This window comes from Rhodospirillales bacterium (assembly GCA_016710335.1).
Taxonomy (GTDB): Bacteria; Pseudomonadota; Alphaproteobacteria; order Rhodospirillales; family Defluviicoccaceae; genus JADJXQ01.
This window is the reverse complement of sequence record JADJXQ010000009.1, coordinates 1-14,671: the sequence shown is the minus strand read 5'-3', so window position 1 is coordinate 14,671 and position 14,671 is coordinate 1. Positions and strand designations below refer to the sequence as shown.

Below are 14,671 nucleotides of genomic sequence, written 5' to 3'. Positions count from 1 at the left end.
CGCCCGGAAAGCGGCCGCCGTAGCGTAGCCGCCTTCCGCAGATCGGTACCGCCGCCACACCGCCGCGGGTGGGCAGCGGCAACACGTTGCTCACCTATTTGTAGCCCTTCAGGGAGTCGATGTATTCCGGCAGGAACAGAGAGATCTGCGGCACGTAGGTGACGATGACCAGGAAGCCCAGCAGCACCATCAGCCACGGGAGGGCCGCCCGCACCGCCCAGACAATGCTGTGCCCGGTGATCCCTGCGATGACGAACAGGTTGAGCCCGACCGGCGGCGTGATCATGCCGATCTCCATGTTGACCACCATGATGATGCCGAGATGGATGGGGTCGATGCCGAGCTGCACGGCGATCGGGAACAGGATCGGCGCCATGATCAGCACGATCGCCGACGGCTCCATGAAGTTGCCGGCTACCAGCAACAGGATGTTGACCACGATGAGAAAGCCCCACCATGACAGGCCCCATCCGGTGATCATCTCGGCGATGTGATGGGGGATGCGCTCGGTGGTCAGCACGTGCGCGAACAGCATCGCGTTTGCGATGATGAACAGCAGCATGATGGACACCTTGGCGGCATCCAGAACGACCCTGTTCACGTCGGGATCGGCAAACGACCGGGGAAATGCGCCAAGAATGGCGCCGATATTGCGCGCCACCATGCGGCCGGTGGACTCGCTTTCGCTGCGCCAGGCGCGGCCCTTCATCGGCCCCATGTCGCGGTAGCCGAACACCGACACGGCGTAGGCGTAAATCGCCGACACTGCCGCCGCCTCGGTCGGGCTGGCGATGCCGCCGTAGATGGTCCCGAGGACGATGATGATCAGCAGCAGCCCGCCCAAGGCGCTCCAAAACGACGCGAAGATCTCCCGGACGCCGGGGAACGGCTGCGCCGGCAGGTTCTTGACCCGCGCGACGATGTAGATCACCACCATCAACAGGAAGCCCATGAGGATGCCCGGAAGAAAACCGGCCATGAACAGGCGCGCCGCCGACTCCTCCGTCGCTGCCGCATACACCAGCAACACGATGCTGGGCGGGATCAAAATCCCGAGGGTACCGGCGTTGGCGATGACGCCCGCTGCCATCGCTTCCGGGTAGCCGGCACGCACCATGCCGACGATGACGATGGAGCCGATCGCCGCGACCGTCGCCGGAGACGATCCGGAGACCGCAGCGAAGATCATGCAGGCGACCACCGACGCCATTGCCATGCCGCCGCGGATGAAGCCGACCAAAGCTAGGGAGAAGCGGATGAGGCGCCGCGCTACTCCACCGGTCGAGAGAAACGCCGACGACAGGATGAAAAACGGGATGGCCAGCAAGGTGTAGTGGCCGGAGACCGCCTCGAACAGCTTCAGCGTCACCGAGGCGATCGAATCGTTGGAGAACAGCAGGATCGTCGTGATGCTGGAAAAGCCGAGGGCCACGGCGATCGGCATGCCCATGAACATGCAGCCGAACAGTAGCGCGAACAGGGCGAAAATGGTCATGGCGCCGTCCCCGTCCCGGGCGTGACTTTCGTTCCCGTCACGCCCGACAATGCCGCTTCTTTGGCACGCTCTTTCTCAAGCGCTTCCAAGGCTTCCTTGGCCTCGTCGGAGCTGCGGAACCCGTCAACGTCACCCTTGAACACCAGCCATCCCAGTTCCACAAATCGGATGAACAATAAAATAAAACCGATCAACAGGATCGAATGGGCAATCCACTTCGGAAGCGGCACGTCCTGGAGAAAGATTCCAATCTTGTACATTTTCTGGAGGTAGACCCAGGACCCCTCGATGAACATCACGCAGTAAACCAGACACAGCGCCAGCGCGATCAGTGTTACGACGCGCCGAACTTTGCTCGACAGCAGTCGGACGATAGAGTCGACACCAATGTGGGCGCCTACCTTCACGCCGTAAGAGGCGCCGAACAGCACCAGCCAGGCGTTCAGATGCAGCGTCAGTTCCTCGACGAGGCGGAAGAATTGGCTCAAGAACGTGGCGAACGCGCCCTCGTTCGGAAAGATCTGCCAACCGTAGCCGAAGCGCAGGACCACCTCGAAGAACACGAGTACGGTCATGATGACGAGGAGGAGGGAAATGAATCCCTCCTCCAGTCGATTGAATACGCGTGAGAACATGCGAGGCGCGACGGTTAGCTGGTGGCCTTGGCCGCCGCCGCGGCGTCGATCAGGTCCTTGCCGATGTCCTTCTCGAACTTCTTCCACACCGGCTTCATGGCGTCGACCCACTTCTGCCGCTGTTCGTCGGTGAGCTCGATGACCTCGCTGCGGCCGGAGTCGATGATCTTTTGCTTCTGTTCCTCATTGACGTCCGAAGCGATCTGGTTGCCATACTTGAGAGCTTCGTCCATCGCCGCCTTGAGTTCAGTCCGCACGTCATCCGGCAGCCCCTCCCAGAATTCCGTAGAGGTCACCACCATGTAGTCGAGCGCGCCGTGGTTCGACTCGGTGATGTAGGGCTGAACCTCGTAGAACTTCTGAGAGTACATGTTGGACCATGTATTCTCCTGGCCGTCGATCGCTTTGGTCTGCAGCAGGGTAAACACCTCCGAGAACGGCTTCTTGACCGGCAGCGCATTCACCGCCTCGAATTGGGCGGCCAGCACGTCGGAAGGCTGGACACGGAACTTGAGGCCCGCCGCATCCGCCGGCACCTTCAACGGCTTGTTGGCGGAAAGCTGTTTCATGCCGTTATGCAGATATCCGAGGCCGACGACGCCCTTGTCTTCCATCGAGGCGAGAAGCTCCTGGCCTTCCTTGCTCGCCTGGAAAGCGTCCACGGCAGCGATGTCCTTGAACAGAAACGGCAGGTCGAAAATTTGCACCTTCGGCGTGTAGGAGTCGAACTTGGACAACGATGGCGCCGCCAGTTGGACGTCGCCCAACAGCATTGCTTCGATAACCTTTTCATCGCTGTAAAGCTGCGAGTTCGGATAGACTTCGACTTTGACCTTGTCGCCCATCCGCTTGTTGACGATATCGGCGAAGTAGGTCGCCATCTTGCCCTTCGGCGTGTTCTCGGCGACCACGTGCGAGAATTTGATCACCATGGGTTCCGCCGCCTGAACGAGCGGCGCAACTATAACCGCGGTGGCGAACGCAATTAGAGATAGCATGCGGGTCATACAGTCCTCCCAGTCATTCAGTCCTCGCTGGCCGCAACCACGAAGCTTCTTTTAACGTCGCACCGGCGTCGCGACGTAGCGCTGCGGCCTCCGGACGATCGATTCCTTCCTTGTACACGGTATCGAACCCGTTTGGAAGTGAGGAACCGACCAGACTTGCGAACGAATATCATGCAAACCCGCACGCACTGAACGCGGTGGGGTACCCGACGATGGCCGCGCCAGCGGGGCCCGAACCGATCACCGGAGGAGAGGAGGAGGTATCATGGCAGACGACTGGTGGCGGGGCGCCGTCATCTACCAAGTCTACCCGCGCAGCTTCTGCGATGCTAACGGAGACGGGATAGGCGATCTCGCCGGCATCTCGGAGAAGCTCCCCTACGTGGCCGACCTTGGCGTTGACGCGGTCTGGATCTCGCCGTTCTTCACCTCGCCGATGAAGGACTTCGGCTACGACGTGGCCGACTACTGTGGCGTCGATCCGCTGTTCGGATCGCTGGCGGACTTCGACCGCCTGCTCGAAGACGCCCATCGTCTCGGCCTCAAGGTGATCATCGATCAGGTCTACTCCCACACGTCGGATGCCCATCCGTGGTTCGAGGAGAGCCGGTCCAGCCGCACCAACCCCAAGGCGGACTGGTACGTGTGGGCCGACCCCAAGCCGGACGGCACCGCGCCCAACAACTGGCTGTCCGTGTTCGGCGGCCCTGCGTGGGACTGGGAGCCACGTCGGAAGCAGTATTATTTCCACAACTTCCTCAAGGAACAGCCGGACCTCAACTTCCACAACAACGAGGTGCAGACTGCGGTCCTGGACGCGGCGCGCTTTTGGCTCGACCGCGGCGTCGACGGCTTCCGGATGGATGTCGCCAACTTCTTCTGTCACGACCCGCAGTTGCGCGACAATCCGCCGTTCCCCCACCCCAATCCGGTCAAGGCGTACTGGCTGCAGCGGCAGGTCTACAACCGCTCGCGGCCGGAGACGCTGGACTTCGTCGCCCGCTTTCGCGCCTGCCTCGACCGCTACGCCGGCGCCATGGCAGTCGCTGAAATCGCCAGCGACCATCCCGTCGCGACTACGGCCGCCTACACTGATGGGCCGGATCGCTACCACACGGCCTACAGCTTCGTGTTTCTGCGCCAGACTTCGGGCGTCCGCCACATCCGGGACTCGATCGAGGAGATGCTGGCGGCCGCACCGGGCGCTTGGCCGTCGTGGGCGTTCAGCAATCACGACGTGCCGCGGGTCGTCAGTCGCTGGGGCGATGGCGCCAACGTCGCGCCGGCAGAGCGCGCGGCGTTCGCCAAATGCCTGATCGCGGTGCTCACCTGCCTCCGCGGCACCGTCTTTCTCTACCAGGGGGAAGAGCTCGGGCTACCGCAAGCGTTCGTCCCGTTCGAGCGCTTGCAGGATCCGGAGAGCCGCCGGTTCTGGCCCGCCTACCACGCCCGCGACGGCGCCCGCACCCCGATGCCGTGGCGGTGCGACGCGCCGCACGGTGGCTTCTCGGTGGCGGAACCATGGCTTCCGCTCGACCCGGCTCATCTTGCTCTCGCAGTGGACCGCCAACAGGACGACGCCGGGTCCGTGCTCGCCTTCACGCGCCGGTTCCTCAGCTGGCGGCGCGAACAGCCTGCGTTGATCACCGGCGACATCCACTTCCTCCATGTCGATGACGCGGTGCTGGCGTTCGAGCGCCGCCTTGACCGCCGGCGGCTCCTGTGCGCCTTCAACCTGAGCGCCGCCAACGCCCGATTTACGCTCAATGAAAGTGTCGCCGCCGTGCACGCGACCGGCCTGCCTGGTTCAGTCGAGCATGGATGCGGGGTGATGCTGCCGCCGTTCGGGGGAGTGATCGCTGCCATGGACTGAGCAGCCTGTCACGATCTTCGGGTGCAGTTATCCCCAGGACGGCGTGCTTATCCCCAACCGGGTTGATGAAGACCCCCAAAAGTCGATTGCAGACCCGGGCCAACATGTGGTTCTTTTCTCGGCTCCACAATATGTTGCGAGTCGCTGCAATGCTCGCCCTAGATGCGCTATTCTGGGATGTCGCACTTGCGTCTTATCATGGCGATAGCGGCGGATTGCGGCCGCCTCGATGCTCGCCGGCGTGACCTCGGCTCCGGCGGCGCCGTCGGAAGATGGCGTGCACCCGATGCTGGAATGCCTCGGCGTCGCCGCGTTCGTGATAGATATACTGGGTGACGGTTGGCTCCGGTTCGCCGCCGCCAATCACCGTTTCCTCGAGGCGGTGGGTCGCGAGCGCGTAGTTGGTCTGTCACCGGCGGCGGTGCTGGCGCCGGAGCTGGGCGGGGAACTGGAGGCGCGCTGCCGCGGCTGCCTGGAGACTGCTGCGGCGGCGACCTGGGATGTGGAGATGCGCGGCGACGCCGGAATGCGGTGCTGGCGCCTGGTCCTTGCCCCGGTCGCGGAAACCGACCGCGATCCGGCGCGAGTGTTTGCGACGATGACCGATGTCACGGGGCTGGTACACGAGCGGCGGCAGCTTCGGGATCGTGAACAGGCGGTGCGAGCCGCCGTGGACGCCATCGATCAGGGGGTGGCGGTCTGGGATACGTCGGAGCGTCTGATCCACTGCAACGCCGTCTACGCGCGGCACCATCCCCAAATCGCGGGTCGCCTTGTGCCCGGGGCCGGCTACCGTGCGCTGTTGTGGGAGGATGCCGCTGCCGGTTGTCAACCGCGGGCCGATGGCCGCCGCATCCGCACCTCCGTTCATTGTGCTCCGGATGGCGGGCTGGTCACGGTCAGCACGGATGTTACTGCCGCGACCGCCATGCGCAGCGCCGCGGAGCGGAGCAGCGCCGCGTTCTCGGCGCTGTTCGGCGCGATGGACGAGGCGGGCCTGTGGGTGACTGCGTCGGGCAGAGTGGCGGCGCTCAACAGCGCGGCGGCCGACTGGCTTTGCGCGACACCGGAGTCGGTAATCGGCCGGCCGCTGATGTCGGTGCTCGACGCCGACACGGCTGCGCGGATCGCCTCGCAGCTTGACATGGTGATCGCTGGCGGAAAGGCCGAGCCCATCCCCTGCAGCCGAGACGGCCGCAGTCTGGTCATCAGGGCCCGTCCGATCACCGGCGCCGACGGGCGGGCTACTGGCGCCGTGCTGAGCGTACGCGACAGCAGCGCGCTGGAGGCGGCAACCGCTCGAGCCAACGATTGCGAGCAGGCGCTGGCGCGCGCCATGCGCATCGCCAGCCTCGGTGAAATGGCCGGCGGTCTGGTCCACGAGGTCAGCCAGCCCATTGCCGCGGTCGTAAACTATTGCCGGGGCTGCATCAACCTGCTCCGGTCAAGCGACGGCGGCGACGTGACGGCGGTGGTCGACGCGCTGGAAGAGGCATGCCGAGAGGCGGAACGAGCGAGCGCCATCATGCAAAACATCACCGGCATGATCCGCCGGTCGCCCGGCAGCAAAAGCGAAGTGGACATCAATGCCGCGGTCCGCGGCGTCTGCGATCGGCTGCAGAAGGAGGCGCGCAAGCGGCGAGTGGCGCTCAACCTCGATCTCGCCGAGGATCTGCCGAGGCCGTCGGGCAACGCAATTGAAGTGGAGCAGGTCTTGACCAATCTCGTCAAGAACGCCCTCGAGGCCGCCGCCGCAACGACGGAGGGCGAGCGGCGGGCGACGGTGCGGACCGCGGCCGGCGCGGATGCCGCCGTCGAAGTCATCGTCAGCGACACGGGGGCAGGCTTCGCGGGCCAGGACGCGGCGCAAGCATTCGCGCCGTTCTACACTACCAAACCGGGCGGCATCGGCATGGGCTTGTCCATTTGCCGGGCCATCGTCGAAGGTCACGGCGGTCGCATCTTCGCCGGCAATCACGAGCACGGCGGCGGTGTCGTCCGCGTCACCCTGCCGTTGGACACGAGCTAGCACACGCCATGTCTGCTGCCGAAGCCACCGTGTTCATCGTCGACGATCATGGCGGCTTGCGCAAGTCGCTGGCGTTTCTGGTCGAAAGTGCCGGTTTCAGCGCCGAAGTATACGCGTCGGCGGAGGCGTTCCTTCAGAATTACCGGCCGGAACGCCGGGGCTGCCTGATCCTGGACCTGCAGATGCCGGGGATGAGCGGCCTCGACCTGCTCGATGTCCTCGCCGGCAGGGGCGATTGCCGGCCGGTGATCATGGTGACCGCCCACGGCGACGTGCCGACGGCGGTGCGCGCGCTCAAGACAGGCGCGGTGGACTTCGTCCAGAAGCCGTTCAAGGACCAGGAACTGCTGGAGCGGATTCGCCAAGCCATCATCGTCGACGCCGAATGGCGGCGGTGGCGGACGGAGGCGCAGGACGTGCTGCTGCGCTTGGCGTCGCTGACGCCCAGGGAACGGGAAGTATTCGATCTCGCCGTCGAGGGCATGACCACCCGGGAGATCGCCGCGCGGCTGGACTCCGGCGTCGGTTCTGTCGAGACTCACCGCCGCCACGTCCTCCACAAGATGCAGGCGCGCTCCGCCGTCGACCTCGCTCGCCTTGCCTCACTCTGCCGCAATCCCTGGGGCCCCGCCCGCCCCGGGTGATGGCGCCGCGCGACTGCCGCGCGACTGCCGCGCGACTGCCGCGCAACCGCGGCGATGACGGTTTAACGAGGGCCACCGCCGTTTCAGTCGTTGGCGGCTTCGGATTCCTCGGCGGTATCGGGGCCGGCCATCATGGCTGCGGAGACGAGGCCGGCGTTTTCGCGGATCTTGGCCTCGATCTGGGCCGCCATGTCGGGATGGTCGCGGAGGTAGGTCTTGGCGTTCTCCCGGCCCTGGCCGATGCGCTCGGAACCGTAGGAGAACCACGAGCCGGACTTTTCGACAAGCCCCGCCTTCATGCCGAGATCGAGGAGCTCGCCGGTCTTGGAGATGCCCTGGCCGTACATGATATCGAACTCGATCATCTTGAACGGCGGCGCGAGCTTGTTCTTGACCACCTTGACGCGGGTCTGGCTGCCGGTCACCTCGTCGCGGTCCTTGATTTGGCCGATGCGGCGGATCTCCATGCGCACAGACGAATAGAATTTGAGCGCGTTGCCGCCGGTGGTGGTCTCGGGATTGCCGAACATCACGCCGATCTTCATGCGGATCTGATTGATAAAGATAATGATGGTCCTGGAGCGAGCGACGGTGGCGGTCAGCTTGCGCAATGCCTGGCTCATCAGCCTCGCCTGCAAGCCGACGTGGGTGTCGCCCATCTCGCCCTCTAGCTCGGCGCGGGGCACCAGCGCCGCGACGCTGTCGATGACCAGAGTGTCGATGGCGCCGGAGCGGACCAGCGTATCGGCGATTTCCAGCGCCTGCTCGCCGGCGTCCGGTTGGGAGATCAGCAGGCCGTCCACATCGACGCCAAGCTTCTTGGCGTAGACGGGATCGAGGGCGTGCTCGGCGTCGATGAACGCGCAGGTGCCGCCCTTGCGCTGGGCCTCGGCAATGCAGTGCAACGCCAGGGTGGTCTTGCCGGACGCCTCCGGGCCGTAGATTTCGATCACCCGCCCGCGGGGCAGGCCGCCGATACCGAGTGCGATGTCGAGGCCGAGGGAGCCGGTCGAAACTGCGTCGGCTTCCACGTGCTCGCGCTGGCCGAGGCGCATGATCGAGCCTTTGCCGAAGGCGCGGTCGATCTGGCTGATGGCCGCTTCGATGGCGCGGTCCTTGTCGTTGCCGTTCCTGTCCATGAGTCGAAGTGGCCTATACAGCATGGGTTCTCTCCCTCTTGTTTCATACCACCCTTGAGATGGCAATGGGCATCCGGGCGCGGTTCATTCCGCCCTTCGCCGAGAGAATTAACCCATTTGGGGTATTGACAGCAAGTCCTAAAAGTTGCGCTTACCGGGCTTGATTCGGGTTTCGAGGGCGCTGCCGACCTTAGCCACAAGTTCCGCGAGCGAAAATGGCTTGGCGAGGAACTGGCTCGATGGCACGTCGGCGAGCACCGGCGTCTGTCCTTCGTCAGCATAGCCGGACATCAGGATCACCGGCACGCTCGGCCACTCCTGGCGCACCAGTCGGGCGAAGGTGCCGCCATCCATCCCCGGCATCACCAGGTCGGTGAGGATCAGGTCGACGCCCTCCGGCCGTTCGCCCAGCAATTGCAGCGCATCCTCACCGTCGCCGGCCTCGATCACCCTATAGCCGCGGACAGTCAGGGCCTTCGCCGCGATGCGCCGCACCGCGGTCTCGTCCTCGACCAGCAGCACGGTCGCGCCCGTAGCGCGAGGCAGCGAGCCGGATTGGTCGGGAGCCGGCACTGCGTCCTCCGCGGGCTGGAAGCCAAGTTCGGCGGCCGGAAGATAGAGACAAAAGGTGGTCCCCGCTCCCGGCGCGCTGTCGACGGTCACGAAGCCCCCGGTCTGGCGGACGATGCCGTAGACGGTAGCGAGGCCAAGACCGGTGCCGCCTCCCACCTCCTTTGTGGTGAAGAACGGCTCAAAAATGCTGGCGATGATCTCCTTCGGGATGCCAACGCCGGTGTCTCCCACCGCGAGAGTCACGTAGCGGCCGGGCGGGACGGAGTCCGGCTGGCCGTCGAGCGGCGCCGTCAGCACCCTGTCCTGCGTTCGGATCGAGAGGCGGCCCCCGCCAGGCATCGCGTCGCGGGCATTGACGGCGAGATTGATGACGACCTGATCGAGCTGCCCCGGATCCACGCGCACGACGCCATCGGCGGCGGACAATTCCAGATCCAGAGCCACAGTCTCGCCCAACAACCGCGCCAACAGGGTCGACAGCGCCCTCAGCGCCCGGTTGATGTCCAGCGCCACCGGTTTCAAGGACTGTTTGCGGGAGAACGCCAGAAGCTGGCGCACCAGTTCGCTCGCCCGCGCCGCGGCGGCGCGTACCTGGACCACGTCGTCGTGGCTGGGGTCGGGGGCGGCGTGCCGCTCCAGCAGCAGATCGCAATGCCCCAGCATCGCGGTGAGCAGGTTGTTGAAGTCGTGGGCGATGCCGCCCGCCAACTGGCCGAGGGCCTGCATCTTTTGCGCCTGCACGTGGCGCACGTCGGCGTAACCGGCCTCGCTCTCCTCGATCAAATAAACGATCGCCCGATCGCTTCCGGCGAGCCGCCGCGCCTCGATGGCGACGGGGCGCGCCGCTTCGCCCTGGATACGTACCGAACCCAGACGGCCCCCGCGCGTCGTGCCCATGGCGAGCTTGGACAGCTGGCCAGAGACCTCGTCACGATCCTCCCGGCACAAAAGCTCTATGAACGCACGCCCGGCCGCCGCGCAGGGCTGTGCGCCCACCATCACCTGCAAGGCTGCGTTGAAGGCGAGGACGGTTCCAGAGAGGTCGAGGATCGCCATCGCCACAGGAGCGTCGTCGAACAGCGCCCGGCGATCGAGGGGAAGCGGGGTGGTGCGGCTGGATGAAGAGCGGGCGGCGGGATCAGCAAGCATCGAGACACGGCAATTGGAGGCAGCCGGCAGTATGCAATGAGTCGTTGCGGAACGCAACGAGCGAAGCCACTTATGGGCGCATTCTGCCTCGCCGGCAGGTCAGCGGCTGCTGTCCTCCAGCGAGCGGAGCACTTTGGCGAGCGTTGCCGTAGATGAGAAGCGCCGCGCGCGGGGAGCCCGCGCGCGGCGTCCGGCAAATGCTTGATCAGGCGATGTCGGCGCCGTTGGCTGCGGCGGTACCCGCGTCCAGCTCTCCGTCGAAGATGTCTTCGAACCTGAGGCTGTTCACGCCTTCGTCTTCCTCGGAGTCTTCGCCGATGTCTTCCGGGTTGTTGAAATAGAAGACGAGGTCGTCACCGTCGATGACCGCGTCGGTCGAACCCACCCCGTCGTGCTCGATATCATAGATGAAATCGTAGAAGTCGTCGTCGGTGGTCAGCGTGACGTCGAACCCGGCGATCTGGATGTGAGTGCTGTCGAAGGACTCCTCGCCGCCTTCATCAACGTCGAAATTACCGGTTATGACGTCCTCGCCGGCCTGCGACCCGCTGTAAACGAACAGGTTGTTGTCGCCGCCGCCGGTGTCATCCAGCGTGTCGTCGCCGGTACCGCCGTCGAGCGTGTCGTCGTCATTGCCGCCGTCGAGTTCATCGTCTCCACGGCCGCCGCTGAGGTCGTCGTCGCCGTTGCCGCCTCTGAGCGTGTCCTGGTCATTGCCGCCGTCGAGCGTGTCATTTCCGTTGTCGCCACGGAGAAAATCCCGCCCTTGGCCACCGCTGATGTCGTCGTTGCCGCCGTTCCCGCGGAGGTCGTCGTTGCCCTGATTGCCGATCAGGGTGTCGTCACCGCCGCCGCCCGTCAGGGTGTCGTTGCCTTTCCGGCCCAGAATGAAGTCGGCATCGTCACCACCGCCGAACGTGTCGTTGCCGTTGGTGCCACCAAAAAACGCCATGATCCGTCTCCCTCTTCGTGCGAACGCGCGTCGTGCGCGCCGCATCCCGTTGATGAGCACAGGTGAGCCCGCAAGCGCTTACCTTCTTTCGGGGCGAGGCTGCTGTCTTTAAATGTTATCGGATCCGGTATTGATTTTGTTATTGGATTCGTGGCTTCCGCACAGTTAATGATGATACTCCGAATTAGCGGTGGATGCCAGCCGCAAGACGATGAAGTTTCGGCAGTACTGAGGCTTTAATGTGGCCGGCAGGCTGTTCACCCGGCCGCCGTCACTGCGGCGTCAGGTCCAGGGGATCCGGCCCTTGAGGCGCATGACGTAGCCGATGACTTCTGCCACGGCTTGATAGTGCTGGGGCGGAACGTCCTCGTCGAGCTCGACCGATGCGTAGAGGGCGCGTGCCAGGGGCGGGTTCTCGACGATCGGCACGTCGTGCTCGCCGGCGACCTCGCGGATGCGGAGCGCCAGCGAGTCGACGCCTTTGGCGACCAGTTTCGGCGCCGCCATCGCCGCCATCTCGTACTTGAGCGCCACCGCATAGTGGGTCGGGTTGGTGATCACCACGTCGGCCTCGGGCACCGCCGCCATCATCCGCCGTTGGGCCCGCTCGGCGCGGAGCTTGCGGATGCGCGCCTTGATCTGCGGATCGCCCTCCGACTGCTTGTGCTCGTCCCGCACCTCCTGGCGGGTCATGCGCATGTCCTTCATGAAGCTGTAGCGCTGGAACATGTAGTCCAGTCCGGCGACCACAGTCAGCACGCCGACGGTGCCGGCGATCAGGCTGATGGCGATGGCGTGCAGGCGGTCGAGCGTGACTGCGACGCTCAAGTTGGGCAGCAGCGCCGCATCGCCGAGCAGCGGGATGGCGAGGCCGAAAGCGACCACCGACACCGCCGACAGCTTGAGAATGCCCTTGCCGAACTCCACGAGGGTCCGCATCGAAAACAGCCGCTTGATCCCCTTCAGCGGAGACACCTTGCTGAATTCCGGCTTGATCTTGGCGGGAGCCCAGAGCAGTCCGGACTGGACGAGGCTGACGCCGAGCGCCGCCACCATGATCAGCGCAATCAGCGGCGCGACGATGCGGCCGACCACCAGCATCAGACCCATGAGCGCGGTCTGCACACTGTCGGCGTCGACGCGCAAGGCGTGCGGCTGCTCGATGAACACCCGCCCGAAGGTTGCAATATCGTGCGCGAGGCTGGGCGCAAGGAACAGAACGCCGAGGGCCCCGGCAGTCAGCACCGCCCAGCTCTTGACCTCCTGGGAAACCGCGACCTGGCCGCGCTGGCGGCCCTTCTCCAGCCGGCGCGACGTCGGTTGTTCGGTTTTTTGGCTGTCGTCGGTATCGGTATCGGCCATTGTCTCGATTTTCGCTCTACAGTCCGGCGAACTTGCCCATCGTCTCGGCGAACTTGCCGACGAACGCCAACATGACCGCCGACAGCACCAGCGTCATCAGCCAGATCTGCACGGCGATCTGAAATGGCAGCCCGAAGAAGAACACGGAGAGCTGCGGCATCAGCCGGCCGAGCAGGCCGAGGCCGAGAGTGTACGTGAAGCCGAGCAACACGAACGGCGCCGCCATCTGCAGGCCGAGCAGGAAGCTTTCCGCCAAGCCGCGCCCCAGCGTCTCGGCGAAGTCGCCCACCGGGAGCGGCGCGCCGGCCGGGAACAGCTCGTAGCTGGCGACGATCGCCTTCAGCATCAGGTGATGGAGGTCGGTGACGAAAACCAGCAGCACGCCGATGGTCGAGAAGAAGCCGGCGACGGTCGAGGACTGCGTTTCCGCCACCGGGTCCTGGGCCATCGCGTTGGCGAGCGACATGACATAGGAAATGAAGGTCCCAGCGGCGTGCAGGGCGGCGACAATGACCCGCGCGACAGTGCCGAGGAACACGCCGACGATCACCTCGCCGATCAGGAGAAGGCCGAGATCGAGGGGCGCCGCCGGCAGCGCCGGCAGCCGCGCCGCCAACAGCGGCATCAATAAGAAACTGAGGCCGAGCGCCAGCATCATGCGGATGCGCATGCTGACATAGCTGGCGCTGATACCCGGCATCAGGGTCAGCACGGCCCCGACCCGGGCCAGGATGACGATCAGCGCATAGCTGTTGAAGGTCAGCAGCTCGGCGAGCATCGGACGCGGCCGCTCATTCAACCGATCACGGCTATGCGGTCAAAAAGCGTCCCTGCATATTCGACCAAGGTGGTCATCATGAAAGGCAGCAGAACGACGATGGCCACGAGCATGACGATGATCTTGGGAACGAAGGTCAGCGTCATTTCCTGAATCGTGGTGATCGCCTGGAACAGCGCGATGATCAGCCCGATGACCATGCCCGCCAGCAAGATCGGGCCGGCGATCTTGAGGACCACGAACATGGCCTCGCGACCGACTTCCAGCACGGCCTGTTCATTCATCGTGCGTGTCCTCTCACCCCGCCGAGGCTGTCAGATCGGCATCTGGGAGATTTCCTTGTAGGCCTGGATGACCTTGTCGCGGATGGCGATCACCGCCTGCAGGGTGAGTTCCGCCTCGGCGACCGCGGTCACGACCTGGCCGATGTCGGCGCCGTCGGTGATGGCGGCGACCGACATTCTTTCACCGCTTTCCGCCGCCGAGACTGCACCGTGCACCGCATTCTTGACGAGGGCGGCGAAGGTATCGCCCGGCGCCTCCGGCACGGTGGTGGACTCCGGTTCGACGGCCTTGCCGGCGCGCGCATAGGCCGCGATGGCGTTGGCGTAGCTGCCTGCACTGCTTACGGATGCGACCATGACGTTCTCACGTCTCCTTGCGCTTCATGATGCCGTTGGTGGTGCGCGCCGGTCAGCGCAGGATGTCTATGGCTTCGGTGAGCATTCGCTTCGAGGTCTTGATCATGTTGAGATTCGCCTCGTATGAACGCTGGGCCTCGCGCATGTCCATCATCTCAATCAGGGAGTTGACATTGGGCGTCAAAATGTATCCGTCGGCGTCGGCGGCAGGATGGCCCGGCTGATAGCGCTTGCCGAACGCGGTGGGATCGGTGCGGACCCGGTCGACAGCGACAACATCGAGGCCGCTCGCCCGATCGACCTCGTTCTTGAAGGTGACGACCTTGCGCCGGTAGGGATCGCCGCCGGGCGTGGTCGCGACCGAGTCGGCGTTGGCGATGTTCTCGGCAATGGT

Annotated in this window: 14 protein-coding genes; 3 read left to right on the top strand and 11 right to left on the bottom strand. The window is 64.7% G+C overall.

Going from position 1 to position 14,671, the window contains the following annotated elements:
* Window positions 1-94: 94 nt before the first annotated feature.
* From IPM60_13290 to IPM60_13280, 3 genes are read right to left on the bottom strand one after another with little or no spacing between them, the layout of a single operon-like run.
* Entirely contained in the window at window positions 95-1,495 is a 1,401-nt protein-coding gene (locus tag IPM60_13290) for a TRAP transporter large permease subunit (GenBank protein ID MBK8908836.1), read from the bottom strand.
* Window positions 1,492-2,130, bottom strand: coding sequence for a TRAP transporter small permease (locus IPM60_13285; GenBank protein MBK8908835.1), 639 nt, complete (start codon window positions 2,128-2,130; stop codon window positions 1,492-1,494). Before IPM60_13285 ends, IPM60_13290 begins: the two co-directional genes overlap by 4 nt.
* 14 nt (window positions 2,131-2,144) lie before the next feature.
* Window positions 2,145-3,137: a TRAP transporter substrate-binding protein gene (locus tag IPM60_13280; protein MBK8908834.1), complete on the bottom strand. Its 993-nt coding sequence runs from the start codon at window positions 3,135-3,137 to the stop codon at window positions 2,145-2,147.
* Window positions 3,138-3,402: 265 nt separating this feature from the next.
* Between IPM60_13280 and IPM60_13275 the strand changes: the two genes are divergently transcribed.
* The 3 genes from IPM60_13275 (at window position 3,403) to IPM60_13265 (ending at window position 7,683) form a co-directional block, all read left to right on the top strand.
* Window positions 3,403-5,010, top strand: coding sequence for an alpha-glucosidase C-terminal domain-containing protein (locus tag IPM60_13275; protein MBK8908833.1), 1,608 nt, complete (start codon window positions 3,403-3,405; stop codon window positions 5,008-5,010).
* A gap of 229 nt (window positions 5,011-5,239) precedes the next feature.
* The gene (locus IPM60_13270) at window positions 5,240-7,039 is read left to right on the top strand and encodes a PAS domain-containing protein (GenBank protein MBK8908832.1); all 1,800 of its coding nucleotides are present in this window, start codon (window positions 5,240-5,242) and stop codon (window positions 7,037-7,039) included.
* A gap of 8 nt (window positions 7,040-7,047) precedes the next feature.
* Window positions 7,048-7,683, top strand: a complete 636-nt coding sequence (locus IPM60_13265; GenBank protein ID MBK8908831.1) for a response regulator transcription factor — start codon at window positions 7,048-7,050, stop codon at window positions 7,681-7,683.
* Between the two features lie 83 nt (window positions 7,684-7,766).
* On the opposite strand, the gene recA is transcribed toward IPM60_13265, so the two are convergent.
* The 8 genes from recA to flgC form a co-directional block, all read right to left on the bottom strand.
* Entirely contained in the window at window positions 7,767-8,822 is a 1,056-nt protein-coding gene (recA, locus tag IPM60_13260; protein MBK8908830.1) for a recombinase RecA, read from the bottom strand.
* Window positions 8,823-8,960: 138 nt separating this feature from the next.
* Window positions 8,961-10,544, bottom strand: a complete 1,584-nt coding sequence (locus IPM60_13255; GenBank protein MBK8908829.1) for a response regulator — start codon at window positions 10,542-10,544, stop codon at window positions 8,961-8,963.
* Window positions 10,545-10,749: 205 nt separating this feature from the next.
* Window positions 10,750-11,496, bottom strand: coding sequence for a calcium-binding protein (locus IPM60_13250; protein ID MBK8908828.1), 747 nt, complete (start codon window positions 11,494-11,496; stop codon window positions 10,750-10,752).
* Window positions 11,497-11,778: 282 nt separating this feature from the next.
* Complete coding sequence (gene flhB / locus IPM60_13245) at window positions 11,779-12,858, bottom strand: flagellar biosynthesis protein FlhB (protein MBK8908827.1); 1,080 nt, start codon at window positions 12,856-12,858, stop codon at window positions 11,779-11,781.
* Between the two features lie 16 nt (window positions 12,859-12,874).
* Window positions 12,875-13,636, bottom strand: coding sequence for a flagellar biosynthetic protein FliR (gene fliR, locus IPM60_13240; protein ID MBK8908826.1), 762 nt, complete (start codon window positions 13,634-13,636; stop codon window positions 12,875-12,877).
* Between the two features lie 17 nt (window positions 13,637-13,653).
* Window positions 13,654-13,920 carry a flagellar biosynthesis protein FliQ gene (gene fliQ, locus IPM60_13235; GenBank protein ID MBK8908825.1) on the bottom strand — a complete coding sequence of 89 codons (267 nt, stop codon included), beginning with the start codon at window positions 13,918-13,920 and terminating at the stop codon, window positions 13,654-13,656.
* Between the two features lie 30 nt (window positions 13,921-13,950).
* On the bottom strand, window positions 13,951-14,277 hold the full coding sequence (locus IPM60_13230; protein MBK8908824.1) for a flagellar hook-basal body complex protein FliE: 327 nt from the start codon (window positions 14,275-14,277) through the stop codon (window positions 13,951-13,953).
* A 52-nt stretch (window positions 14,278-14,329) separates the two neighbouring features.
* Window positions 14,330-14,671, bottom strand: a 342-nt coding sequence (gene flgC / locus IPM60_13225) for a flagellar basal body rod protein FlgC (protein MBK8908823.1), incomplete at its 5' end; no start/stop codon positions are given.